The organism is Amycolatopsis sp. NPDC058986, from assembly GCF_042741125.1.
Classification (GTDB): Bacteria; Actinomycetota; Actinomycetes; order Mycobacteriales; family Pseudonocardiaceae; genus Amycolatopsis.
In genome coordinates, this window is record NZ_JBHYJW010000030.1 from 72,772 (window position 1) to 96,884 (window position 24,113).

The 24,113-nt window shown below is 69.6% G+C and carries 27 protein-coding genes and 1 tRNA gene; 13 read left to right on the forward strand and 15 right to left on the reverse strand.

Annotated elements, in window-relative coordinates:
* Positions 1-11: 11 nt before the first annotated feature.
* From nhaA to ACFW0G_RS25385, 3 genes are read left to right on the forward strand one after another with little or no spacing between them, the layout of a single operon-like run.
* Entirely contained in the window at positions 12-1,214 is a 1,203-nt protein-coding gene (gene nhaA / locus ACFW0G_RS25375; RefSeq protein ID WP_378327877.1) for a Na+/H+ antiporter NhaA, read from the forward strand.
* Between the two features lie 52 nt (positions 1,215-1,266).
* The gene (locus tag ACFW0G_RS25380) at positions 1,267-1,779 is read left to right on the forward strand and encodes a phage holin family protein (RefSeq protein WP_378327878.1); all 513 of its coding nucleotides are present in this window, start codon (positions 1,267-1,269) and stop codon (positions 1,777-1,779) included.
* A gap of 26 nt (positions 1,780-1,805) precedes the next feature.
* A complete protein-coding gene (locus ACFW0G_RS25385) occupies positions 1,806-2,765 on the forward strand; it encodes an alpha/beta fold hydrolase (protein ID WP_378327879.1) in 960 nt (319 codons plus the stop codon).
* On the opposite strand, the gene ACFW0G_RS25390 is transcribed toward ACFW0G_RS25385, so the two are convergent.
* The 6 genes from ACFW0G_RS25390 to nth all read right to left on the reverse strand — a co-directional run bounded on the left by ACFW0G_RS25390 (position 2,747) and on the right by nth (position 7,118).
* Positions 2,747-3,169 (reverse strand): NUDIX domain-containing protein, encoded by a 423-nt coding sequence (locus tag ACFW0G_RS25390; RefSeq protein WP_378327880.1) that lies wholly within the window; start codon positions 3,167-3,169, stop codon positions 2,747-2,749. The two genes, ACFW0G_RS25385 and ACFW0G_RS25390, sit on opposite strands and share 19 nt — an antisense overlap.
* 197 nt (positions 3,170-3,366) lie before the next feature.
* Complete coding sequence (locus tag ACFW0G_RS25395; RefSeq protein ID WP_378327881.1) at positions 3,367-3,888, reverse strand: GNAT family N-acetyltransferase; 522 nt, start codon at positions 3,886-3,888, stop codon at positions 3,367-3,369.
* 43 nt (positions 3,889-3,931) lie between these two features.
* Positions 3,932-5,113 (reverse strand): MarP family serine protease, encoded by a 1,182-nt coding sequence (locus tag ACFW0G_RS25400; protein WP_378327882.1) that lies wholly within the window; start codon positions 5,111-5,113, stop codon positions 3,932-3,934.
* Between the two features lie 3 nt (positions 5,114-5,116).
* Positions 5,117-5,833: an NUDIX hydrolase gene (locus ACFW0G_RS25405; RefSeq protein WP_378327883.1), complete on the reverse strand. Its 717-nt coding sequence runs from the start codon at positions 5,831-5,833 to the stop codon at positions 5,117-5,119.
* Positions 5,830-6,438 carry a TlpA family protein disulfide reductase gene (locus ACFW0G_RS25410; RefSeq protein WP_378327884.1) on the reverse strand — a complete coding sequence of 203 codons (609 nt, stop codon included), beginning with the start codon at positions 6,436-6,438 and terminating at the stop codon, positions 5,830-5,832. The genes ACFW0G_RS25405 and ACFW0G_RS25410 overlap by 4 nt, the downstream gene beginning before the upstream one ends.
* Entirely contained in the window at positions 6,435-7,118 is a 684-nt protein-coding gene (gene nth, locus ACFW0G_RS25415) for an endonuclease III (protein ID WP_378327885.1), read from the reverse strand. Before nth ends, ACFW0G_RS25410 begins: the two co-directional genes overlap by 4 nt.
* Before the next feature lie 257 nt (positions 7,119-7,375).
* Here nth and ACFW0G_RS25420 point away from each other — a divergent pair, with 257 nt between their 5' ends.
* The 3 genes from ACFW0G_RS25420 to ACFW0G_RS25430 all read left to right on the forward strand — a co-directional run bounded on the left by ACFW0G_RS25420 (position 7,376) and on the right by ACFW0G_RS25430 (position 10,385).
* The gene (locus tag ACFW0G_RS25420) at positions 7,376-7,627 is read left to right on the forward strand and encodes a hypothetical protein (RefSeq protein ID WP_013230551.1); all 252 of its coding nucleotides are present in this window, start codon (positions 7,376-7,378) and stop codon (positions 7,625-7,627) included.
* Between the two features lie 159 nt (positions 7,628-7,786).
* Positions 7,787-8,461 (forward strand): Crp/Fnr family transcriptional regulator, encoded by a 675-nt coding sequence (locus ACFW0G_RS25425; protein WP_003081747.1) that lies wholly within the window; start codon positions 7,787-7,789, stop codon positions 8,459-8,461.
* A gap of 649 nt (positions 8,462-9,110) precedes the next feature.
* A complete protein-coding gene (locus ACFW0G_RS25430) occupies positions 9,111-10,385 on the forward strand; it encodes an MFS transporter (RefSeq protein ID WP_378327886.1) in 1,275 nt (424 codons plus the stop codon).
* 185 nt (positions 10,386-10,570) lie between these two features.
* On the opposite strand, the gene ACFW0G_RS25435 is transcribed toward ACFW0G_RS25430, so the two are convergent.
* The 7 genes from ACFW0G_RS25435 to ACFW0G_RS25465 all read right to left on the reverse strand — a co-directional run bounded on the left by ACFW0G_RS25435 (position 10,571) and on the right by ACFW0G_RS25465 (position 14,962).
* On the reverse strand, positions 10,571-10,840 hold the full coding sequence (locus ACFW0G_RS25435) for a glutaredoxin family protein (RefSeq protein ID WP_378327887.1): 270 nt from the start codon (positions 10,838-10,840) through the stop codon (positions 10,571-10,573).
* The gene (locus ACFW0G_RS25440) at positions 10,837-11,610 is read right to left on the reverse strand and encodes an MBL fold metallo-hydrolase (RefSeq protein ID WP_378327888.1); all 774 of its coding nucleotides are present in this window, start codon (positions 11,608-11,610) and stop codon (positions 10,837-10,839) included. The genes ACFW0G_RS25435 and ACFW0G_RS25440 overlap by 4 nt, the downstream gene beginning before the upstream one ends.
* Positions 11,607-12,428, reverse strand: coding sequence for an NUDIX hydrolase (locus tag ACFW0G_RS25445; protein WP_378327889.1), 822 nt, complete (start codon positions 12,426-12,428; stop codon positions 11,607-11,609). Before ACFW0G_RS25445 ends, ACFW0G_RS25440 begins: the two co-directional genes overlap by 4 nt.
* Before the next feature lie 33 nt (positions 12,429-12,461).
* On the reverse strand, positions 12,462-13,607 hold the full coding sequence (locus ACFW0G_RS25450) for a hypothetical protein (RefSeq protein WP_378327890.1): 1,146 nt from the start codon (positions 13,605-13,607) through the stop codon (positions 12,462-12,464).
* Between the two features lie 37 nt (positions 13,608-13,644).
* The gene (locus ACFW0G_RS25455; RefSeq protein WP_378327891.1) at positions 13,645-14,274 is read right to left on the reverse strand and encodes a hypothetical protein; all 630 of its coding nucleotides are present in this window, start codon (positions 14,272-14,274) and stop codon (positions 13,645-13,647) included.
* A complete protein-coding gene (locus ACFW0G_RS25460; protein WP_378327892.1) occupies positions 14,274-14,729 on the reverse strand; it encodes a RidA family protein in 456 nt (151 codons plus the stop codon). The genes ACFW0G_RS25455 and ACFW0G_RS25460 overlap by 1 nt, the downstream gene beginning before the upstream one ends.
* Before the next feature lie 74 nt (positions 14,730-14,803).
* Positions 14,804-14,962 (reverse strand): hypothetical protein, encoded by a 159-nt coding sequence (locus ACFW0G_RS25465; protein WP_378327893.1) that lies wholly within the window; start codon positions 14,960-14,962, stop codon positions 14,804-14,806.
* Positions 14,963-15,102: 140 nt separating this feature from the next.
* Here ACFW0G_RS25465 and ACFW0G_RS25470 point away from each other — a divergent pair, with 140 nt between their 5' ends.
* The 4 genes from ACFW0G_RS25470 (at position 15,103) to ACFW0G_RS25485 (ending at position 18,595) form a co-directional block, all read left to right on the forward strand.
* On the forward strand, positions 15,103-16,047 hold the full coding sequence (locus ACFW0G_RS25470; RefSeq protein WP_378327894.1) for an esterase/lipase family protein: 945 nt from the start codon (positions 15,103-15,105) through the stop codon (positions 16,045-16,047).
* Positions 16,048-16,119: 72 nt separating this feature from the next.
* On the forward strand, positions 16,120-16,368 hold the full coding sequence (locus ACFW0G_RS25475) for a hypothetical protein (RefSeq protein WP_378327895.1): 249 nt from the start codon (positions 16,120-16,122) through the stop codon (positions 16,366-16,368).
* A 21-nt stretch (positions 16,369-16,389) separates the two neighbouring features.
* A complete protein-coding gene (locus tag ACFW0G_RS25480) occupies positions 16,390-17,397 on the forward strand; it encodes an ArsA-related P-loop ATPase (protein WP_378327896.1) in 1,008 nt (335 codons plus the stop codon).
* Between the two features lie 76 nt (positions 17,398-17,473).
* Positions 17,474-18,595 (forward strand): ArsA family ATPase, encoded by a 1,122-nt coding sequence (locus ACFW0G_RS25485; RefSeq protein WP_378327897.1) that lies wholly within the window; start codon positions 17,474-17,476, stop codon positions 18,593-18,595.
* A 187-nt stretch (positions 18,596-18,782) separates the two neighbouring features.
* Here the strand turns inward: ACFW0G_RS25485 and ACFW0G_RS25490 are convergent, their stop codons facing one another.
* Complete coding sequence (locus ACFW0G_RS25490; protein WP_378327898.1) at positions 18,783-19,082, reverse strand: WhiB family transcriptional regulator; 300 nt, start codon at positions 19,080-19,082, stop codon at positions 18,783-18,785.
* Positions 19,083-19,420: 338 nt separating this feature from the next.
* On the opposite strand from ACFW0G_RS25490, the gene ACFW0G_RS25495 reads away from it, so the two are divergent.
* From ACFW0G_RS25495 to ACFW0G_RS25505, 3 genes are all read left to right on the forward strand, one after another.
* Positions 19,421-21,595 (forward strand): transglycosylase domain-containing protein, encoded by a 2,175-nt coding sequence (locus ACFW0G_RS25495; RefSeq protein ID WP_378327899.1) that lies wholly within the window; start codon positions 19,421-19,423, stop codon positions 21,593-21,595.
* Positions 21,596-21,941: 346 nt separating this feature from the next.
* On the forward strand, positions 21,942-22,883 hold the full coding sequence (locus tag ACFW0G_RS25500) for a metallophosphoesterase (protein WP_378327914.1): 942 nt from the start codon (positions 21,942-21,944) through the stop codon (positions 22,881-22,883).
* 36 nt (positions 22,884-22,919) lie between these two features.
* Positions 22,920-22,993: transfer RNA gene (locus ACFW0G_RS25505), tRNA-Pro, on the forward strand.
* 347 nt (positions 22,994-23,340) lie between these two features.
* On the opposite strand, the gene ACFW0G_RS25510 is transcribed toward ACFW0G_RS25505, so the two are convergent.
* Positions 23,341-24,111 (reverse strand): methyltransferase domain-containing protein, encoded by a 771-nt coding sequence (locus ACFW0G_RS25510; protein ID WP_378327900.1) that lies wholly within the window; start codon positions 24,109-24,111, stop codon positions 23,341-23,343.
* Between the last annotated feature and the right edge of the window lie 2 nt (positions 24,112-24,113).

Consider the following 24,113-nt stretch of genomic DNA (forward strand, 5'->3'; position numbering starts at 1 on the left):
GGAGGATGTCCGTGACCGCTGCCAGACTGCGCCGTCCGGCGCAGGCCGTGAGCGAGTTCGCCCGTTACCTGCGCACCGAGACCACCGGCGGGATCATCCTGCTCGTGGCCACCGCGATCGCCCTGCTCTGGGCGAACTCGCCGCTCAAGGACAGCTATCACGCGCTCCGCGACTTCCAGGTCGGTCCCGATTTCCTGCACCTGAACCTGAGCATCGGCGACTGGGCCAAGGACGGCCTGCTCGCGCTGTTCTTCTTCGTCGCCGGGCTCGAGCTCAAGCGCGAACTCGTCATCGGCGAGCTGTCGCGGTTCAAGCAGGCGGTCCTTCCCGTGGTGGCGGCGATCGGCGGCATGGTCGTGCCCGCCGTGGTCGCGCTCACGATCGGCTGGGGCACCCCCGGCATGGACAAGGCGTGGGCGATCCCGGTCGCCACCGACATCGCGTTCGCGCTGGGCGTGCTCGCGCTGACCGCGTCGAACCTGCCGAGCTCCGCGCGGGTCTTCCTGCTCTCGCTCGCGGTGGTCGACGACCTTGGCGCGATCGTCGTCATCGCCGTCCTGTTCACCACCGGCTTCAACCTCACCGCCGCGGCCGTCGCCGTCGCCGCCCTGGCGTTGTACGCGTGGTTGCAGCACAAGCGGGTCCGCACCGCCTGGCTGTACGTCCCACTGGCGCTGATCACCTGGGTCGCCGTGCACACGGCCGGGATCCACGCGACCATCGCCGGCGTCGCGCTCGGCCTGCTCACCCGCGTCCGCCCCGACGAGGGCGAGGCGGAGGCACCCGCGCTGCGGCTCGAACACCGCCTCCAGCCGTGGTCGGCGGCCGTCGCCGTCCCGGTCTTCGCGTTGTTCGCCGCCGGGATCACGGTCAACGCCGACGCGCTGAGCGCGGTGTTCACCACGGCCCTGCCGCTGGCGGTGCTGGGCGGGCTGCTCGTCGGGAAGGTCGTCGGCATCCTCGGCGCGAGCATGGCCGCCGTCCGGTTCGGACTCGCCGAGAAACCCCGCGGCATGGGCTGGCGCGACCTCGGCGCGTTGTCGCTGCTGGGCGGTGTCGGCTTCACCGTGAGCCTGCTGATCGCCGAACTCGCCCTGCCCGGCGAGACGAGCGAGCTGGCCAAGGCCGCGGTGCTGATCGCGTCCGCGATCGCCTCGCTCGCGGCCGCCGCGCTCCTCCTGCGCCGCAACCGCGTGCACGCGAATACGGATTGAGCGGCGACACTCCTGCTGGTCCGTCGCGCCCGTGATGGGAGCACGTGGCACGATGACCATCGTGAGCAGCCCCAAACACGAACGCACCGGCCCCGACGGCGTGGGGGCCGTGCCCTACCTCCCCCTGTCCAGCGCGGACGAGGCCGACGGCGAACAGTCCATCGGCAAGCTCGTCGGCGACGCCACCCAGCACCTTTCGACCCTGGTCAGGGCCGAGGTCGAGCTGGCGAAGGCGGAGATCGCAGGCGAGGCGAAGAAGGGCCTCAAGGGCGCGATCTTCTTCCTCGTCGCGCTGGTCGTCGCGCTGTACAGCTCGTTCTTCTTCTTTTTCTTCCTCGGAGAGCTGCTCTCCGAGTGGCTGAAACGGTGGGCCGCGTTCGGCATCGTGTTCCTGCTGATGCTGCTCGCCGCCGTGGCCGCCGGGTTCCTCGGCTATCGCAAGATGAAGAAGATCAGGGCGCCCGAGCGGACGATCAACAGCGTCAAGGAAACCGCGGCGGCGTTCACCCCGCGTCAGGAGCCCGAAGGCGCGGACGGCGACCTGACGACCGCTCCCCGGCCCTGAGCGCACTCCGTTCCGAAGACGACAAGGTGCAGGCGACGCCCGATCCTTCGATCGTCCGGATCGACGGGCCGTGGGCGCATCGCGACGTCTCCGCGAACGGCATCCTGCTGCACGTCGCCGAACTCGGTGACGGTCCGCTGGTGGTGCTGCTGCACGGGTTCGCCGAGTTCTGGTGGACCTGGCACCACCAGCTCGTCGCGCTCGCCGACGCCGGATTCCGCGCGGTGGCGGTGGATCTGCGCGGGTACGGGGATTCCGACAAGCCGCCCCGCGGTTACGACGCCTGGACGCTGGCCGGCGACGTCGGCGGCCTGATCAAGGCGCTGGGCGCGCGCAAGGCCCATCTCGCCGGGCATGCCTGGGGCGGCATGCTCGCGTGGAGCGTGGCCGCGCTGCATCCCCGGCTGGTGTCCTCGGTGACGGCGATCGGTGCCGCGCATCCGCTCGCGCTGCGTTCCGCGGTGAGCCGGATGGCCTGGCTGCGCCGCGGCAGCCAGACCCGCGCGCTGGGGCACCTGTTCCGCTTCCAGGTACCGATGGCGCCGGAACGCAAGCTCGTCGAGGACAACGCCGTCGCCGTCGAGGACCTGTTCCGCGCGTGGGCCGGTCCGGCGTGGCGCGAGTCGGCGGATTTCCGTGACAGCGCAAGGGCGTTCCGGCAGGCGATGCTCGTGCCAGGCGTCGCGCACAGCGCGCTGGAGTACTACCGCTGGGCCTTCCGCGCGCAGTTCCGCGGCGAGGGCAGGCGGTTCACCGACGCCGTCGGCTCCCGGATCACCGCTCCGGTACTGCAGCTGCACGGCGAGGCCGACACGTGCATCCTCCCGGACACCGCACGGGCCTCGGTGCGCTGGGCGGGGCCGCACAGCGCACCCCGGATCTGGCCGGGCGTCGGGCACTTCCCGCAGCTCGAAGCCCCGGAGCGCACCAGCGACGCACTTGTGGAATTCCTGAAGACACCGGCGAATCAGGCCAGCTCGAAGTAGTCGCACCCGCCGGTGAGCAGCGCGATCAGCGACTTCTCCAGCAGCGACATGACGTCCGACCGCAGCAGGTTCCGCGCCTCGTCGAGGGTGACGAACGCGAGGTCCTCGATGCCGTCGCCGACCGGCCGCACCGTGTCGGCCTGTCCTGCCTCCAGGCTGCCCGCGTCGAACACGAACATGAGCTGACCGGCCCAGCTCTCGTGCGGGCCGACCCACTCCAGCACCAGCAGGCGTCCGGGCGTGATGGTGAGCCCCAGCTTGTCGGAGAGCCTGCGCCGCGCGGCGCTACGCGGCGACTCCGCGGGCCCGACCACCCCGCCAGGGAGGTCCCAGAACGCCTTCAACGCCGGTTTGACCAGCAGGAGCCTGCCGTCCTCGTCGCGGAGCAGGACGTCGGCGGACACGGGTTTCCGCACCTGTTCCACGCAGGCCTCGGCCGGTCTCTCCCGACGTAGGGGGTCATCACTGCGACGGGGCACGGGTCTCCTTCGGGGTCGGGACCCCATTGTGCCCGCGCGGCGGCCTGTCGCGCCGCCCCAGTTCTGGTGCGTTATCGGTACAGAATCCGGACAACCCCGACGGATTCAGGCCTCCGGGACGCTCAGTCGATCCAATACCGCCGCTTGGCGGGTCGTCCGGGCTCCGTCGGCACGACGTTGTCCAGCCTGCCGCCGTTGGCCTCGATGACCGCGGCCGACCCGGCGTTGTCCTCGTCGCAGGTCACGAGGACTCGCCCCACGCCGACGGACCTGGCGATGACGAGGCTCTGCCGGAGGATTTCGGTCGCGTAGCCCCGGCGCCGGTACGGTGCGAGCACGCCGTAGCCGATATGCCCCTCGAACCGCTCGAGGTAGTCGTTGAGGACGTGTCGGACCGACGTCCTCCCCACGACGCGGCCGCCGACCTCGGCGACGAGGAACGTGGCCGGGACGATGCCCGGCGGCAGCCGCCTGCCGATCCGTTCGTCGCCGAGCCGCTCCAGGTACGCGCTCCACGACGTTCCTTCGTCGAAGGCCCAATCGAATTCGAACCCTTCGGGAAGCATCGCGCGATGCGCGGCCCGGAACGAATCCTCGTCCTCGATGCGAAGCGGCCGGAGTCGCAGGCCCGTACTGGCGGTCACTGGCTCAGCGTAGGGACCGAAACACGTTCTGCCACGCGAATATTCAGGAGGCGCAACGGCCGGTGCCCACGCCTGCCGTCTGTGAGGGCGCGGCGTCGACCTCGGCCCGGACCTGCTCGGCGGTCAGCGTGAACCCGGTTTCCGGGTCGTCCACCGCGGCGCCGAACACGACCCCGATGACCTGACCGCCTGGCGTGATCATCGGCCCGCCGGAGTTCCCGCTGCGGACCGGTGCCCGCACGGTGAACACGTCCCGCTGCACGGTGTTGGCCTCGTAGATGTCCGGCCCGCGCAGGTTGATCCGGCCGCGGATCCGCGCCGGGGTCGCCTTGTACGGACCGTCGAGCGGATAGCCGAGGATGATCGCGTTGTCGCCCGCCTTCGCCGTCTCCGGCGCGAATTCCAGTGCCGGCGCCCGCAGCCGCGGGACCGCCAGCACCGCGATGTCGACCTCGGGGTTGAAGTACACGACCTGCGCCCGGAACTCGCCCGAGGTGCTCTCGATCGCGACCTGGTCGGTCCCGGCGACGACGTGCGCGTTGGTCATGACGCGCTGCGGGGAGATCACGAACCCGCTGCCCTCCAGCGAGCGCGAGCACGACGGCGCGTTGCCGCGGATCTTCACGACGCTGCCGTGCACGTCCGTCACGACCCTGCTGGCCTGCAACGCCGTGTCGGGCGGGCCGGTGTCGGCGGCGGGGGCCTTCTGGAACGGATCCATGGCGGCGGGGAAGCCCGAGGCGTCGAGCAGCTTGCGCAGCTCGCTCGGCAGGCCCTGCGCGGCGTCCGGCATGGCGTCGTTGACGCCGCCGAGCACCGTGGAACCGTTGATCGCCTTGGCGAGTCCGGGAATCGGCACGCTGGTCAGCGGGGTCGCGATCAGCCAGGCGACCACGAACACGACGGCGGCCTGCACGATGGCGCCGAGCGTTTTGTCCACTCCGGACAGTCGATCCGGATTGACCTTCTGCCGGATCTTCCTGCCGACCCACACCCCGATGCCCTCGCCGAGCGCGATCAGGAAGACCACGGTGGCGAACGCGAACGCCACCTTCGCCACCGGGTTCTCGAACAGGCCGACGATGACCGGGGCGAGCTTGAGCCCGCCGATCGCGCCCAGCACCACGCCGATGAGCGAAGGCACCGCGATGATCACGCCCTGGAACGCGCCGGACACCGCCGCCAGCAGTGCCAGCACGAGCACCAGCACATCGACCCAGTTCACGGCTTACTCCTCGCCAGTCACGCCTCGACCGTCTTCCGCGGCGACGCGCGCCCGGTATTCGGCCAACGCTACGTCAAGGTCACGGACATCGCCGGGATCCCACTCCCGCTCCCAGCCGCCCAGGCCGAGCAGCACGGACAGCAGGCCGGCGGTGAATCCCCAGACGAACAATCCGTCGACCTCGAACGCGGGTCCCTTCCACGACGCGCCCGGTTTGCGCACCATGAACCGGTTCGCCGGATCGGCGAGATCGGCCAGCGCGACCCTGGCCACCGATGCCGTCTCCGCGGGATCGACCGCGTGGACCGGCGAAGGGGTTTCCCAATGCGCGAGCACCGGCGTCACGGCGAAACGCGACACCGGGACGTACAACTCGGGCAGTACCGCGATGGGACGGACCCCCGACGGCACGACGCCGGTCTCCTCCTCCGCCTCGCGCAGCGCGGTCCCGACCGGGCCGCCATCGCCTTCCTCGGCTCCGCCGCCGGGAAAGGCGACCTGCCCGGCGTGCGAGCCCAGCGTGTCGGCGCGGCGCAGCAACAGGACGTCCGGCCCCTCGGCCCGCTCGCCGAACAGGATCAGCACGGCCGCCGACCGGGTGTAGCGGTCATCGGGCGGGTTGAACCGGGTGAACGTCCGCGAGTCGACCTCGCCACTCACCTTGACGAGGGGACGAAGCCATTCCGGGACCGAGTCGGGCTCCACGAGCGGGCCGATCATGGGGCCCCTGCTGTTGTGGCTTCGATGGCTGCACGCACCTCGCCAGTGTCCCGGAACACGCGTGGGTTCGCGATGAACCGGACCTGCCCACCGGCGGTCACCAGGTAGGAGGCGGGCAGTGACGAAGGCAGTTTGAGCGCCTCCCGGACCGGCCCGGTCTGCCCCGGCCCGTCGTAGACCGACGGCAGGTGGACACCGAGCTGGGCGAGCAGGCCGAGTCCGTCTTCCGCCGGACTCGCCACCTGGACGCCGAGCACCTTCACCGCGCCGGGCTGACGCGCGTAGTCCTGGAGCACGGGCAGCTCCGTCCGGCACGGCTGACACCACGACGCCCAGACGTTGACCAGCACGGGACCGCCGGAAAGCGCTTGCCCGAGATCGACCTTGGCGCCGTCACCGAGACACTCCGCCGAGACCCCGCGCAGGGCTTCGACTTCGCCGGCCGAAGGGCTGGGGCAGGGCGAAAGCGCGGCCTTCGCACGCGCGTCGGCGAGCCCCGGCGACGGAGGCGTCTGCTTCGAGTCGCCACCCCTTGGCAGCAGCGCGACCAGCAACGCGACGGCGAGCACCGCCACCACGAGCGCCCACTTGGTGACCTTGGTCACCGGGGCGCCGCGAGCGCCAGGATGTGCTCGCGCTCCTCGCCCTTGACGAGTTTGGCGGCCTCCTCGAACCCGGTCGGCCCGGTGCCGTACGAGGGGCAGTCCTTGGCCAGCGGGCACGCGCCGCACGCCGGTTTGCGGGAGTGGCACACGCGGCGGCCGTGGAAGATCACCCGGTGCGAGAGCATCGTCCACTCCTTGCGGGGGATCAGCTCGCCGACGGCGTGCTCGACCTTGACCGGGTCCTCTTCGGTCGTCCAGCCCCAGCGGCGGACGAGCCGTCCGAAGTGGGTGTCCACCGTGATGCCGGGGACGTCGAAGGCGTTGCCCAGCACGACGTTCGCGGTCTTGCGGCCGACGCCGGGCAGCGTGACGAGATCCTCTAGCTTGCCGGGCACCTCGCCGTCGAACCGCTCCACCAGCGCCGCGCCCAGCCCCATCACGGAGTTCGCCTTGGCCCGGTAGAAGCCGGTCGAGCGGAGGTACTCCTCCAGCTCGGCGCGGTCGGCACCGGCATAGTCGGCCGCGGTGCGGTAGCGCTTGAAGAGCGCGGGAGTGACCATGTTCACCCGGACGTCGGTGGTCTGCGCCGAAAGCACCACGGCGACCAGCAGCTCCAGCGGCGTGGTGAAGTCCAGCTCGCAATGGGCGTCCGGATACACGTCGTCGAGGCAACGCTTCATGCGCCGCGCGCGTCTCACCAAAGCAAGCCGGCTCTCGCTGGCGTGGCCCTTGCGGGGTGCGTTAGTGGCGGCAGGAGGCACCCCGATAGCCTACGGGCGTCGTCGGACGAGCCGATGGGAGCACCCACCCGGTGGACGGCCGACACGCCAGAACACCACCTCGGCGCAGTTCAGGCCGCCATGAGCGAGGATCTGGAGTCAATGCCAAGCTTTGCCATCGAGTCACGCCTAGTCACCGACCGTAGTGGACGTCTGTCATGACCGTCTGGTTCGTCATCCTGGTGCCCTTGGTGATCATGTTCTTCGCCCTGTTCATGGAGCGGGTGGAGAGCAGGCTCAAGCACGTCGCGGTTCAGGAGAACGAGGTCGAGGAGTTCCTCGAGCAGGCGCAGCCCAACGAGGTCAGGGCCCTGTACGGGCACGGGATCGGCCGAGCGCTGGAGCTTTTTCGGCTACGGCGGCTCGGCGGGAGGGCAGCCAGGCTACGCGCGCGACGCGTGCGGAGTTAGGCTCCAGTGTCGAGCGAGATCGTTTCCGGCCGACGCGCGGCGCGCGGCGCGCCCGGGAGACGATCTCGCGAGCACACCCTAGACTGACGCGAAAGTGATGGGCGACACGTTTCCCGGCTACCGGGAGGCGGGTCGTTTCTCGATGAGGAGGCACCCGAGGTGGACGAAACCCTGGCCCGTGCGGGCATTTTCCAGGGGGTGGAGCCGGCGGCCGCTGAGGCACTGGCCCAGACCCTGGAATCCGTGGAGTTCCCTCGTGGCCACGTCATCTTCAACGAGGGCGAACCCGGCGACAAGCTGTACATCATCCAGTCCGGCAAGGTGAAGATCGGCCGCAAGTCGCCCGACGGGCGCGAGAACCTGCTCGGCATCTTCGGCCCGTCGGACATGTTCGGCGAACTGTCCATTTTCGACCCCGGCCCGCGGACGTCCAGCGCGACGACGGTGACCGAGGTGCGCGCGGTGACGATGGACCGCCCGGCGCTACGCCAGTGGATCTCGACCCGGCCGGAGATCGCCGAGCAGCTGCTGCGTGTGGTCGCGCGCCGGCTGCGCCGGACCAACAACATGGTCGCCGAGCTGATCTTCACCGACGTCCCCGGTCGCGTGGCGCGGGCGCTGCTGCAGCTCGCGCAGCGCTTCGGCAGCCAGGAGGCGGGGCTGCTGCGGGTCACGCACGACCTGACGCAGGAGGAGATCGCCCAGTACGTCGGCGCCTCGCGCGAGACCGTCAACAAGGCGCTCGCCGACTTCGCGCACCGCGGCTGGCTGCGACTGGAAGGCAAGAGCGTCCTGATCCTGGACCCGGAGCGCCTCGCCCGCCGCGCCCGGTAGTACTGCGTTCGCGGGAGAGCCCTGTTTGCGGAAAGCGCAAACGGGGCTCTCTTCGTTGTGTCTCTTGGGGGTCGAACCCCCAAACCCCCGCCAGGGGGCTTCGCCCCCTGGACCCCCAGCCGTGGTCACCTTGTTCGAGTAGACGCCCCCGCGCACCGAAGGCGCCTCTTTCGGCTACTGCGTTCAGCCCATGTTGGTCACCTGTTCACCACGTCAGGGCTACCCCGCAGGGGTGAAGGCCACGAGACTGGCGGGGCCACGCGACCCGACGAGCGTGGCTCGAACAAAACAAAGAGCCGGGCGCCACCCCCGACGTGGCGCACCGGCTCTTTGCTTGCGCGGACCATCCCCCGACGATTCGCGCTCCCCGCCCTCCGGATCAGGCCCCGACCCATATGCCGGAGGGAGCTGGGTGATTGTGTTGAGTTGTACAACCATCGCTGGCCCATACCCACGAATTCAAGGCCATTCACTCTCAAGGACGCTGACTCCCCGGTTTCGTTGCGCGAGTTCACGGAGAATCCACATAGCGTTACCGGATCGAGACCTGATCGAGGCGCCCGAGAGTTCCTGCTCCAAGCTTGACAGTGACGAAGGTGACCGTCAAACAACTGGTACTGGCGTACCAGTCCACTGCATACTGGTACATGTGTCCCAGTCTGTGTCCGCTGCCCACGAGAACCACACCTCCCTCGCCGACTACCGCACCGCGCTGACCACGCCCGGCTCCCGCGCCGCCGCCGTGGCGTCCGTGCTCGCGCGCCTGCCGATCGCCATGATCGGCATCTCCGCCATGCTCTACGTCCAGCGCGAGACCGGTTCGTTCGCGGCGGCGGGAGTCGTGTCGGCCAGCCTGCTGGCGGGCGTCTCACTGGGCGCGGTGGGCCAGGGCAGGCTCATCGACCGTTTCGGCCCGACCCGGCCGCTGCTGGTGACGACACTGCTCTTCGCGCTCGCCACGACCGGGCTGGTCCTGGCCATCGACGCCCACATGCCGACCGCGGTCCTGATCGCGCTGGGCGCCGCGACCGGCCTCACCCAGCCGACCGTGGGTTCGGCGTCCCGGGCACTGTGGACCCGGCTGCTGCCGCCCGGTGGCGCCCGCAACGCCGCGTTCTCCTACGAAGCGATCAGCATGGAGGTCTTCTTCATCCTCGGCCCCGGTTTCGCCGGGCTGCTGATCGCCGCGCCGTGGGCGGGCACGGGCATCGTGACCGGGACGATCACCATGATCATCGGCGCGACGACGTTCGCGCTGACCCCGGTCGTGCGGGCATGGGGCCCGTCGGCGAACCCGGCTGGTCGGCTGCTCGGCGCGCTGGAGAGCCCGGGGATGCGCACGCTCGCGCTGGCCGCGCTGGGCTTCGGCGCGGTGATCGGCTTCGTCGAGGTCGCGGTGCCCGCGGCTGCGACCGAGGCGGGGCATGCCTCGATCGGCGGCGTACTGCTGTCGGCCTGGTCGCTGAGCTCGGTCGCCTTCGGTGTCGTCTACAGCCTGCGGCCATGGCCGAGGAAGCTGGGCCTGCGGCTGCCGGTGCTGCTCGGCGGCTTCGGCGCGCTGGTCGCGTTGCTGGCGCTGCCGTCGTCGCTGTGGGGGCTTGCGGTGACGATGCTGCTGGCCGGTGCCCTGATCACCCCGCAGTCGACCACCCACTCCGCGACGATCGAACTCGTCGCGCCGGAGGGCACCGCGGCCGAGGCGTTCGGCTGGGTGCTCACCTCGGTGACGCTCGGGCTCGCGGCAGGCCAGTCGATCAGCGGCTCACTGGTCGAGCACGTCGGCACCTGGGCGGCGTTCGTGGCGGCGGCCTGCGTCGGCGTCGCGATGGGCGCGCTCCTCTGGCTGCTGCGCGGCACGGTCCGCCCGCCGCGCGCACGCTCGCCGAAGATCGCGACCACCGAACTTGTCGGTGCCGCCCGCTGACCTGCGGCATTGCCCTCGCCACGCCTACCCGCGCCGAAACGAGAGCAAAGGTCCCTCGCTCCCACCCGGCCACGATGCTCCGGGGGCGAGCCAGTGCGGAAGGCGGGCCGACGGGCAAAACGTGAGCAAAGGTCCCTTGCTCCACCCGGCCACCCTCCTGGCGCGTATGCCGTTAAGCTCGAACCTCAGGCGGCCTCGGCGGCGCGGACCGCGGCTTCGATCTCGGCGAAGCTCGGGTTGACCAGTGCGGTCGAGCCGATGATCACCGTGGGCACGACCTCGTTCCCGTCCGCCACCGCGCGCACCCTGGCGGCCGCGTCAGGGTCCTCCCAGATGTTGAACTCGCGGATGTTCAGGTCACTGGCCCGCAACGGGCCCTCCAGCGTCATGCAGAAGGGGCACCCCGGCCGCCAGTAGTACTCGACCTCGACGTCACTCGTGCGAGCGTCGCTCATTCGCCAACCTCCGTAGAACGCAGATAGTCCAGCTGCGCCTGCACGCTCAGCTCGGCGGGCGCCCACAGCGCGCGGTCGACGTCGGCGTAGACGACCTCGACCACCTGACGCGGCGTCGCGTCCGTACCGAGCACCCGCAGGGCCGAACGCACCTGCTCCAGCCGCTGTTCCCGATGCGCAAGGTACTCACGAGCGGTCGAGGCCAGATTGGGAAGCTCGGGACCGTGCCCAGGCAGGCCCAGCGTCGCCGTCGGCAGCTCGACGAGTTTGCGCAGCGAGCGCAGGTAGTCGCCGAGGTCGTGCAGCACGGTCGTGCCGCGGCCGAGGACGGTGTCCCCGGTCAGGACCTGGCCGTCCATGCGCAGCGACACCGAGTCGTCGGTGTGCCCCGGTGTGTGCACGACCTCGATCGCCAGCCCGCCCGCCACGACGGTCTCACCGTCCACAAGGGACTCTCCGCCGAGGCACAGCGACGGGTCGAAGGCCCGCACCGGAGCGCCGACACGCTCGGCGAACCACGGCGCGCCCTCGGCGTGGTCGGGATGGTGGTGGGTGAGCAGCACCAGTTCGACCGCCCCGACGTCCGCGAGCAGTTCGAGATGCTCGAGATCCCGGTAGCCGGGGTCGACGACGACCGCGGCCTTCGCGTCCGGCGCGCGCAGCACCCAGCTGTTCGTGCCCTCCAGCGTCATCGACGAGGGGTTGTTCTCCAGCAGTACCGACGCCGACTCGGAAACCCGGCGCAGCACGCCGTACGCGGGGGCACTCACACTTCCTCCAACACGACGCGGACCTTGTCGCCTTCGCGGACCAAGGTCGGGGCGATCCGGGTGATGACGCGCTCGGCCGCAAGCGCTTCCTCGGCGGTGTCGAACGTGGTCAGCTCGTTGAGCGTCACCCAGGTCGGCGGCATCAACATGCGCTTGCCCGCCCTGGCGTCCTCGAGGGCTTCGGCAGGACGCTGCCAGCCCGAACTCGTCGCCTCCGACGTCGCCCCGTCCGCCTCCTGCCCCTCGGGCAGCTTCGCGAGAAAGAACCGGGTGTCGTAGCGACGCGGCTCCGCCTCGGGGGTGACCCAGTGCGCCCACGGCCGGAACAGATCGGCCCGCAGCGTCAGCTCCGCACCGGACAGGAACTCCGCGAGCGAAACCCTGCGCGCCAGTAGATCCTGCCGGGCTTCGGCGAAGGGCGTGACATCGGTCACCGGCACATCGCCGATCCCAGCCACTAGGACGCCGCACTCCTCGAACGTCTCTCGCACCGCCGCACACACCAGCGCGCGGGCGCCGTCCTCGGTGGCGCCGAACAACTCGCCCCACCAGGCCGGGTCGGGACCCGCCCAGCGCACGGACGCGTCGGCGTCGCGAGGATCGACCCCGCCGCCGGGGAACACGGTCATGCCCCCGGCGAAGGCCATGCCCCGGACCCGGTGCTGGAGAAAGACCTCGAGGCCGGCGCCCCCGTCACGCAGAAGGATCACCGTGGCGGCGTCCTTCGGCGTGACGGGCGGACCGTCCTCGTTGGCCCGGGTACCGACCCCGGCGCCGACCGGGATGTCGAAGATCAGCTCGTCAGGAGAATCAGGCACCCCGGCAACATACCTCCGGACTTCGCCGATACCTCAAGCGTTCCAGCGATCTCCGCCACTCCGCGACGCGCCGTTGAGCCGGATCTTCGCGGCTTCGGCGCGCTCCCGCTCGGCCAGTTCGGCGTGCAGCTCACGCAGCAACGCCCGGTCACGCTCGCTCAGGCTCGGATCGTCGAGATCCAGCGCGGGCAGCTCGACGACCTCGTGCATGCTCGGCTTGCCCGCGGCGATCTCGCGGCCCTTCTCCGGATCCTCGGCCAGCGCCCGGCGCAGCTGCGCCACCTCGGCCGAAGTCAGGTCCGAGGTGCGCTCGGCCCGCGTCTCCGACCGCGACTTGCGCGCCGGTTGCTCGGGCGGTGCGGCAGGCGCGGGCGCCGGCTGCGGTGCCGGCGCCTGGACGATCGGCACCACCGGGGCCGGCGCCGGTTCCGGCGCCGGTGTGCGGATGCCGTGCCTGCTCGGGGTCTCCGCCACCGGCTCGGGAGCCGGCACCGGGGCGGGCGGCGGCGCCGGCGCGACCGGCTCGGGCCGGTGGTAGCTCGGCGCCTGCGTGCTGCCCGCCACCCAGACCGGGGTGGCCGCGGCGCCCGCGGACTGGTGGTACGCCGAGCGGGCGACACCGGGGCCGCTGACCTCGACGACCGAACGCAGGCCCGCGCGGCGGAGCGCGGAGTCGACGCGGAAGGCCACCGCGGGCGGGTTGCCCTCGGGGCCCAGCTCCACGAGCACCACACGCTGCGGCAACGCGCCCGGCACACTGCCCGCCGGGGTGATGCGCCACACCGCGTGCACGGAGCGGACGTCCGGGAGTACCTGCAGGGTCCGGTCGAGCGCCTCGGCGAGCCCGAACTCCGGCTGGTTCTCCCCGCTGAACCGGTGGCTGTGCACCTGTTCGGCTTCGTCGACGAGCAGGTCGTTCGCGAGTGTCGCGTCCGAGCGGCTCATCTCCAGCACGAGCGCCAGCTCGCGCTGTTCGGCCGAACTCACCGTGATCTTCCCGGCGATCAGGGTGCCGGTGGTGAGTTCGACCGCTTCGTCGATGTGGGCATGGGCGATCAGTTCACGCGCTTCGGTCAGCGCGCTGTCGTCGATCCGGCCGGCCAGTGCCAGCAGCAGATTGTGCAGACGCAGCGGTACCGAAAACCCGTCCATCGGCGGGGCGTCGTGGACCTCCACCATGTGCTTGCTCCCTCCCAGCTCGCTGGCGGAGCGAGCGCTATGCGGCTACCAGACGATTCCCGGTGCCCACGGCACCGAGACACACCAGCTCGGAACTCGCGAGCGCTGCCCGGTGGTATCCGGGCAGGTCGAAGCGCGGCGGGATGACCTCGACGCTGGGCTCTTCGTCGCCCAGCACCCGCAGCACCCGCTGCAGCTCGCCGGTCAGCCTCGGCAGGCCGGACAACGCCGTGACCAGCAGCACGCGCTTGGTCCCGGTCTCACCGACCACGTCGAGGTGACGCCAGCTCTGTCGCACTTCACCCACGTCCGGGCGACCACGCAACGTTGCGTGCATCAAAACGGACACGGAATCGACAGAGTTCACCCATTCGGGCGCACTCTGCGTGAATGTGTACCGGGTCTCGGTGACGTCGTCTACCCCCAGCGTGGAACTCACCTGGTGCCAGTCGGCGCCGTGCGGGATGAGTCCCGCGACAAGCAGGCGGTACTCGGTTTGATCGAGGTCAATCCTGTGCTTTAGCAAAGACCTCGGGAGTGTCCTGGCGAGCGTGCCCATCGCGCCCTCGCCCAGCCAGTCCCGGAACCGCCAGAGCAGCTGGTCGGGCAGCCGCCCGGCCAGCCGGAGCAGCAGTTCGTGGGTGGCCTGTTCGATGTCGGGGTCCATCACCGCACCTCCACGATCAGTTCGATCTCGACCGGCGAGCCGATCGGCAGCTCCGCGACGCCGACGGCCGAGCGCGCGTGGATACCCGCCTCGCCGAACACCTCGCCCAGCAGCTCGGACGCGCCGTTGACCACCGCGGGCTGGCCGGTGAAGCCCTCCGCGGAAGCGACGAAGCCGACGACCTTGACGACCCGGACGATCTCGTCGACGCCGACGAGCGCGTGCACCGCGGCGAGCGCGTTGAGCACGGACGTGCGGGCGTGTTTCTTCGCCTCTTCGGGGCTGACCTCCGCGCCGACCTTGCCCGTCGCGGCGAGGACGCCGTCGACGAAGGGCAGCTGGCCGGAGGTGTAGACGTGCGAACCGCTGCGCACGGCGGGCACGTAGGCCGCCAGCGGCGCCGCGACCCCTGGTAGTTCGATACCGAGCTCGGCTAGCCGATCGCTCCAGGTCATCGAGGGTTTCCCCTTCATCCATCCATGCCCCCGCCACCGCCCTCAACGGAGCAGCGGGAGCTGCACAGTTCTGATTATTTGGCTCGTTTGAGGTACGCGACGTGCTGCTCGCCCGTCGGGTTGGGCAGCACGGTGACCAGCTCCCAGCCGTCCTCGCCCCACTGGTCGAGGATCTGCTTCGTCGCGTGGATCAGGAGCGGGACGGTCGCGTACTCCCATTTGGTCGTGCTCATAGCCGGGGAGCGTAGCCAAGCTGACAAGCCCCGCGGGGGCGCGTCCGGAAAACCGCCGCGAGTAATCACGTAACGACTCGCCGAAACCGGTCCGCTTGTGGTTCACTTCACACCTACTCACGAGTAGATAGGACGTGACCATGCGGACAACGAAGTCCCTCGCCGCCGCCATCCTGGCCGCGGCCCTCGCGCTGATCTTCGCCCCCGCCGCCAGTGCGTCGAGCGAGCTTCCCGTGCCGTGGACCGCCGCCGACGCCGTCGCGGCCCAGCTACGCAACCCGGACGGTTCGCCGCCCGGCGCCAACGACTTCTCATGCAAGCCGAGCGCCACACACCCGCGGCCGGTCGTGATGCTGCACGGGCTGAGCGCCAACCAGACCGTCAACTGGAACACCTACAGCCCGCTGCTGAAGAACAACGGGTACTGCGTGTTTTCCCTCACCTACGGCAAAAACGGCCTCGGACTGCCGATCTACCAGCCGGGCGGCCTCAACCCGATGGAGGAATCCGCTCGGCAGATCTCGGCGTTCGTCGACAAGGTGCTCGCCGCCACCGGGGCGTCCAAGGTGGACATCCTCGGCCACTCCGAGGGCACGCTGATGCCGTCCTACTACGTGAAGTTCCTCGGCGGCGCGTCCAAAGTGGACAAGTACGTGAGCCTTACCCCGCTGTGGAACGGGACCACGCTGCTCGGGCTCTCACAGCTCTACCAAGCCGGGAAGCTGATCGGGCTGAGCCAGCTCATCAGCGGTGTGCTCAGCCCGGCGTGCGGATCGTGCACGCAGTTCCTGTCCGGTTCGGACTTCCTGAAGGAACTGCACAGCGGCAACGGGGTCTTCCAGCCCGGCGTGAGCTACACGAACATCGTCACGCGCTACGACGAGCTCGTCATTCCCTACACGAGCGGCCTCGGCTCCGGCCCGAACGTGCGCAACATCGTCCTGCAGGACACCTGCGCACTCGACACCTCCGAGCATCTCGGGCTGGCCTTCGACCGCAACGCCGCGGGCCATGTCCTCAACGCCCTCGACCCGGCGCACGCCGAACCCGTGCCCTGCCGCCCCGCCTCCATCTTCGGCAGCTGACGTGCCGTGAAGGCCTCCTTCACAGCGTTGAGCGCTGTGAAGGAGGCCTTCACGGACCGCTAACGTTGAGCCGTGGAGACCTGGCGGATCGTCGCGGCGGTGTTGCTGGCCGCGGCCGGGGTGCCGCTCGTGCTGGCCGTGATGGCGAAGGCCAGGGACCGGACGAACAGTTCCGGCCAGGTCGCGCTCTCGGGCGTCGTCACGCTGACCGTGCTCGCGGTGCTGGCTGTGCTGATGCTCACGGTGCTGCCCGGCGTGGCGACCTGGGTGATCGTCGCCGTCGTCGCGGCAGCGGTCAGCGTCATGATGCTCGCGAGTTAACGCCTGTTTTAGGGTGATCCGGTGACAACTCCCACCACCGGCTGGTCCGACGAGCTTGCCCGCGCCCGGCTGCACTTCGTCACCGGCAAGGGCGGGACGGGCAAGACCACGCTCGCCGCCGCGCTGGGTCTCGCGCTGGCCCGCGAAGGCAGGCGTGTCCTGCTCATCGAGGTCGAAGGCCGCCAGGGCATCGCGCAGCTCTTCGACACCGAGCCGCTGCCGTACGCCGAGCAGCGCATCGCGGCGGTCCCCGGCGGGGGCGAGCTGCGCGCGCTGCACATCGACGTCGAAGCGGCGCTGCTCGAATACTTCGAGATGTTCTACAACCTGGGCTTCGCCGGACGGACGCTGCGCCGGATGGGCGCGATCGAGTTCGCGACGACGCTCGCGCCGGGCCTCCGGGACGTCCTGCTCACCGGGAAGATCAAGGAGTGCGTCGGCCGCACCGAGTCCGACGGGCGCCACACCTACGACGCCGTCGTCGTCGACTCACCACCGACCGGCCGCGTCGTCAAGTTCCTCGACGTCACCAAGGCACTGACCGATCTCGCCAAGACCGGCCCGATCCGTGGCCAGGCCGACGGCGTCGTCCGGCTGCTGCACTCCGGGGAGACCGCGGTGCACCTGGTCACCCTGCTGGAGGAGATGCCGGTCCGCGAGACCGTCGAGGCCGTCGCCGAACTCGACGGCGCCGACCTGCGCCCCGGCGCCGCGCTGGTGAACCGGGTCCGGCCGCCGCGGCTGCCCGCGCGCTCGGTCACCGCCGCGGCCGACGGGCGGGTCGACGCCTCCCGCGTCCGCAGTGGACTCGCGTCGGCCGGGCTCAAGCTGCCCGACGAAACGCTGGACGCGCTGGTCGAGGAGACGGTCGAGCACGCCGTACGGGTGGCCGCCGAACAACGCGCGCGCGAGCAGCTCGCCGAGGCAGATCTGCCGACGCTGGAGCTGCCGGAGATCAACGAGGGCATCGACGTCGCGGCGCTGTACGACCTGGCCGAGGCGCTGTACGACCAGGGGGTGCGCTTATGAGCGACGCTTGCGAGCGAATCATGGACATCATGCGCCAAAAGGAATTCGACACAGTCTCGCGGAGCGAGGCGATCGCATGACCGCGATCGACATCGACGCCTTGCTCGACGATCCGCAGAGCCGCGTGATCGTCTGCTGTGGCTCGGGCGGCGTCGGCAAGACGACCACCGCGGCCGCGCTCGCCCTGCGCGCGGCCGAACGCGGCCGCCAGACCGTGGTGCTCACCATCGACCCGGCTCGACGGCTCGCGCAGGCGCTCGGCCTGCGGGAACTCGGCAACCACCCGCGTCAGGTGCAGGTCGCGGGGTTCGAGCCGAAGGGGGAGCTGTGGGCGATGATGCTCGACATGCGCCGCACCTTCGACGACATGGTGCGCAAGCACGCCGGCCCGGAACGCGCCGAGCAACTGCTGCAGAACCCCTTCTACCAGACCATTTCCACGTCGTTCTCCGGCACGCAGGAGTACATGGCGATGGAAAAACTGGGCCAGCTCGCGGCCACCGACGAATGGGACCTCATCATCGTCGACACTCCGCCGAGCCGGTCCGCGCTGGACTTCCTTGACGCGCCGACGCGGCTTTCGAGCGCGCTCGACGGGCGGATGATCCGCCTGCTCACCGGGCCAGCGAAGGCGGGCGGGTGGGGCCTGCGCAAGGTGGTCAACGCCGGGTTCTCGATGTTCGCCAAGGCGGTGTCGACGATCATCGGCGGTCAGCTGCTCACCGACGCGTCGGCGTTCATGCAGGCCTTCGACACCATGTTCGGCGGTTTCCGCGAACGGGCCCGCAAGACGGCCGAGCTGCTGCGGTCGGCCGGGACGTCGTTCCTGGTGGTGGCCGCGCCCGAGCCGGACGCCCTGCGCGAGGCGTCCTACTTCGTGGAGCGGCTGTCCGAGGAATCGATGCCGTTGGCCGGGCTGGTCGCGAACCGGACGCATCCGGTGCTCGCGCCGCTGTCCGGCACGGAGGCGCTGGCCGCGGCGGAGTCGCTGCAGGAGGGCAACACGAGCGCGCCGCTGGCGGAGGCCGTGCTGCGGCTGCACGCGGACCGCGTCGCGCTCGCCGACCGCGAGACCCGGCTGCTCGCACGCTTCACCAAGGCGCATCCCGAGGTGCCGCTGGTGCGGGTGCCCGCGCTCGCCGGCGACGTCCACGACATCGAGGGCCTGCGGGACATCGGCGCCAAGATGGCGGGCTGAAACCCGGGTTCCGCGGTCGCTGTAACGCCATGACCGTGGCGCCGATGTCCTCGATGACGCGTCGGCGACACGCCCGGGCGGTATGCCCGTCCGATCGCGCGCGCGAGCATGCCCTGGGCGACGCGCACGAGACGTCGAATGTCCCGGACGCGTCGTCCAGAGCGAAGAACGCGGCGCTACCGTGCCGTCAGCTCACGCCGACCCTGACCTCGGCCTCGCGCTTGGCCGCCTCCAGCAGGTCCGCCCAGCTGGCGACGTCCGGGCGGCGGCGCAGCAGGGCCCGCCGTTCCCGTTCGGTCATCCCGCCCCAGACCCCGAAGTTGATGCGGCCGTCGAGCGCCTCGGCGAGGCACTCGGTCCGGACCGGGCAGCCCATGCACACGGCCTTGGCCCGGTTCTGCTCGGCTCCCCGGACGAACAGGCCATCCGGATCGGCGTCCCGGCAGGACGCGTTGATTCGCCAGCTCTGCTGGCTGGTGCTGTCCATTTGACCCCCAGCTCCTCCCCTGGTGATCGACACACCGCGGTGGACGAAGCCCCTCGCTCCACCCCACGAGCGTGTCTCCCTCTGCTCACGTCGACCTCCGGCACCTCCCCGGCGCCGGGCCTCCGTTCGGCCGAGCGACCTGTTCCTCGCGCTCGGCCATCCGTCGGCATTCTTCGTAAGACGTTGACGGACTGTAGGGGCCCTCGGTTCCCCCCGCCAAGCCCTAGCTTGCCTCCCGCTACCAGATGTCACCTCACGGGGTCTGTTTTGTCACCGACATCACACCTTGGCGGGTGTGAGGTCACAGCCCCACCACAAGCTCCGCGTACCCTGGCCCCGTGCGCAAAACGGATGGTCTTTTCAAGCTCCTCGGCCTCTGTCTGCTCGCGGGGGTGCTCGTCGCCGGGATACTCTTCCCGGTCGTCGGCGCTGCCGGCGTCGTGTCCAACCAGGCCAGCGAGACAGTCGACAAGACCTCATCCGACCTCGCCGACATCCCGCCACCGCTGGTCACCACGGTCACCGACTCGGCGGGCGCGCCGATCGCGTCGCTGTACAGCCAGTACCGGATCCCGGTGAAGACGGACCAGATCAACGACGCGATGAAGTGGGCGCTGATCTCGGTGGAGGACAAGCGCTTCTACGAGCACCACGGCGTCGACTGGAAAGGCACCCTGCGTGCCGCGGTGAGCAACGGCGCGGGCGGGGACACCCAGGGCGCCTCGACGCTGACCCAGCAGTACGTCAAGAACTACCTGATCAACGTGGTCAACCGGAACGACAAGATCGGGCAGGAGAAGGCTCAGGAGCAGTCCGTCGCGCGCAAGCTCAAGGAAGCCAGGATCGCGATCCAGCTGGAGACGAAGCTCTCCAAGGAGCAGGTCGTCGCGGGCTACCTGAACATCGTCGAGTTCTCGCGGCAGATCTACGGCGTCGGCGCCGCCGCGCAGGCCTACTTCGGGATCCCGCCGGAGAAGCTGAGCGTGCCGCAGGCCGCGCTGCTGGCGGGCATGGTGAACAACCCCATCGCGAACGATCCGTGGAACCACCCCGCCGCCGCCACCTCGCGCCGCAACCTCGTGCTCGACCGGATGGTGGAAAACCAGAAGCTCGCCAAGGCCGACGCCGACCGCTTCAAGGCCGAACCGCTCGGCGTCAGCGGCGACGGGCCGTCAAAGCCCGCCGCCAACTGCATCGGCGCCGGGCCCGAGAACGGGTTCTTCTGCCAGTACGTCGAGGACTACCTGCGCCAGCAGACCGGGATGTCCAAGGACGAGCTGTACTCCGGCGGCTACACCATCAAGTCCACGCTGGACAAGAACGTCAACCACGAGGCCAAGAACTCCGCCGAAGCCCAGGTCAAGAAGACCCAGAACAACGTCGCCAACACGCTCTCGCTGGTGCGGCCGGGCAAGAACCGCCACGAAGTCGTCGCGCTGGCGTCGAACCGTGACTACGGCACCGACCAGGCGCAGGGCCAGACCACCTACGGCCTGCCCTACGACGTCGCGAACGTGACCGGCGCGGGATCGACGTACAAGATCTTCACCGCGGCCGCCGCGATGGAACAAGGAAAGGTCGGGATCAACGACACGATCCAGACCCCGCAGAGTTACGCGTCCAAGGTCTTCACCGGTGGTGCCCAGAACTGTCCGAAGGTCGGTATCGGCACCTGGGCGTATTGCCTGAGCAACTACGGCGAAAGCAACTACGGGCCGCAGATGTCGCTTCAACAGGCGCTCGCCACTTCGCCGAACACTGGTTTCGTGATCCTCGAAGAAAAAGCGGGCATGAAGTCGGTCGTCGAGATGGCCAGCAGGCTCGGCATGCGGAACACGATGGCCTCCACCCCGGCCAACGGCGGCACCGTGGACCCGAAGTCCGAAAACGTCCAGGAGAACCAGAACCAGCTCTCCTATTTCGGCCCGAAGCCGAACTACCCCGGCCAAGGCTCGTTCACGCTCGGCGTGAGCCCGACCAGCAACCTGGAACTCGCCAACGTCGCGGCGACGATCATGAGTGGCGGGACGTGGTGCCCGCCGACGCCGATCGCCCAGGTCCTCGACCGCAACGGGAACCCGAAGCCCATCAAGGAACCCGCCTGCGAACAGGCCATTCCGGAAGGCCTCGCGAACACCCTCGCCGTCGGGATGAGCAAGGACGACCAGCCCGGCGGCACCTCGTTCAAGGCCGTCCCGCCGAACTGGAACGGCAGGCCGATGATCGGCAAGACCGGAACCACCGACACCAGCGCCTCCGCCGCGTTCGTCGGCGCCACCCCGCAGCTCGCGGGCGCGGCGATGGTCTTCAAGCACCCCGGCGGCACCGGAGGCGGGCTACGCGACGGAGGCCCCGGCAACGTGGTCTCGGTCGGGGATCCCAAGGCGGGAAACATGTTCGGTGGCGGTACCCCGGCGCGAACCTGGTTCGGCGCGATGGTCAACATCCTCAAGGACCAGCCCGCCATGCCACTGCCCGCACCCGATCCGAAATACCTGCGCGGCAACGACTGAGCACGAAGCGGGCCCGGCCACCACGGCCGGGCCCGCTTAGTCTTCACGAAAAAACAACCAATCCGGTTCACTGCCGTAATCCGCACCACGGTTCGGCCATTCGGCGGAACCCGGCTCCGCCGAAGACCGAAAAGATCAGCGGACCGCTAGTACACCGGCGAAGATCCGAAAAGGGTTCCGGCGGACAAACTCGAACGCCACGAAAACGACTACCCGACGTAGTCGAATCACCGGTGGAGATCAATCACCGAATTTCCCGGAACCGGCCAACACCAACCACCCATGAGCACGTATCCTGGACATTGTGAGCACGCTCAGTAACGCACGTACTTCTTCCGGGGCGACCATCGGCCGTCTCGCTTTGGGGACCCTCGCGCTCGGCACCGCGACCCTCGGTTACGCCATCGGCATCGAACGCCGCCACTGGACGCTGCGCACCGCCGAGCTGCCCGTTCTCGCACCCGGCGCCCGGCCGTTCACCATCCTCCACATCTCCGATCTGCACATGCTCCCCGGGCAGCACAGCAAACAACGCTGGGTCGCCGCGCTGAACGAGCTCGACCCCGACCTCGTGGTCAACACCGGGGACAACCTCTCGCACCGCACCGCCGTGCCGTCGGTGCTGCGCGCCCTCGGGCCCCTGCTCGACCGGCCGGGCGTCTTCGTCTTCGGCAGCAACGACTACTACGCGCCCAAACCCAAGAACCCCGCGCGCTATCTCATGCCCAAGGGCAAGAAGAAGCGCATCCACGGCGTCCACCTGCCCTGGCGTGACCTCCGCGCAGCCTTCGTCGAACACGGCTGGGTCGACCTCACCCACGTCCGGCGCACCGTCGACGTCGCGGGTCAGACCGTCTTCGCCGCAGGCGTCGACGACCCCCACCTCCGCCGCGACCGCTACACCGACATCTCCGGCCCCGCCGACCGGCGCGCCGCCGTCCGCCTCGGCGTCACTCACTCACCCGAACCCCGCGTCCTCGACACCTTCGCCACCGACGGTTACGACCTCGTCCTCGCCGGCCACACCCACGGTGGTCAGCTCCGCATTCCCGGATACGGCGCGCTGGTCACCAACTGTGAACTCGACCGCACCCGCGCCCGCGGCGCCTCCCGCTGGGGCGCCCACATGTGGCTGCACGTCTCCGCCGGACTCGGCACGTCACCGTACGCACCCGCCCGCTTCGCCTGCCCGCCGGAAGCCAGCCTGTTGACGCTGGTCCCGCGCGGATCCGAGCCCCAGAAGCCCCGGAAGCAAGCCCCGCGCAAAGCCCGAAACAGCGTCCGCTAGACTTCTTGTCGACCCACTGAGCAGTACAGCGGTAATCGGGGTGTGGCGCAGCTTGGTAGCGTGCCTCGTTCGGGTCGAGGAGGTCGTGGGTTCAAATCCCGCCACCCCGACGAGTAAGTCTGTAGGGCCCCGTGTTCGCGGAAAGCGCGAACTCGGGGCCTTACTCGTGTGTCTCCTGGGGGTCGAACCCCCAGACCCCCGCCAGGGAGGGCTTCGCCCCCCTGGACCCCCCGGCGGGTGGTTGCGTTCCGCTGTTTTGTCGCCGTTCGTTGTGTGTCGCCTTCCATCACGGGTGTCGCGTCTGATCACGTGAGATCTCCGCTTAATCACGTGAGGTCGCTGTTCAATCACGTGAGATCGTCGATTGAGCATGCGAGAGGTCGTTGTGGGGGTGGATTGGGGCTTCGCCCCTTGCCCCCGTGGTGGGCACCGTTGGTTGGTCGGTCACCTTGTTTGGTCACCGGGTGGCGGTTAGTTCTGTCCAGGATTGGGAGAAGGAGCCATCGCTGGAGTGGAGCCAGGTTTGGGCGGAGCGGGCGGCGGAGGCCAGTTGGTCTCGGTGTGGGACTGGAGTGGGGTTTGAGAGGGCGGCGGCCAGTCTGGATTCTATGTAGGCGGCCAGTTCTCGGTAGGTCATGTCTTCGCGGTGGCGGGTTCTTGTGGTGATGTTGGTGAAGCCTGCGGTGGCTACTTCGGTGGCTATGGTGCGTCCCGCGAAAGGGTTGCCGCCTGCTTGGCGGCGTAGGAGGTAGTGGCCGCGGAGGGCGGCTTCTACGTTGGCGGTTCGTGGGCGGAGTTTGGCTTTGCTCCAGTCTGAGGTGGAGATGGCCAGGGTGGCGCCTGGGCGGAGGACTCTTCTGAGTTCCGCCAAGGCTGCTTGGGGATCTTTCAGGTGTTCGAAGAGGGCATGACTGAAGGCGGCGTCTATTGTGGACGTTTCGAAGGGTAGGGCGTAGACCGACGCGGCCAGGAAGTCCACTGTGGACTTGTGCCTCCTGCTCGCCTTCGCGCGCGCCCTGGCGAGCTGGTCCAGGTTGGTGTCGACGCCGGTGACGTGGGCGCCGGGGGCCAGGTCGACGGTGATGGTGCCGGGGCCGCAGCCGAGGTCGAGGACGCGGGTGTCCGGGGCGAACAGCGGCAGCGCGAAGGCCGCGCGTTCGCCGGCGGTCCTGCCAGCCATCATGGACATGGCGTCTTCGCCGAACCCCGGCGCGTAACCCTCTGGCACGC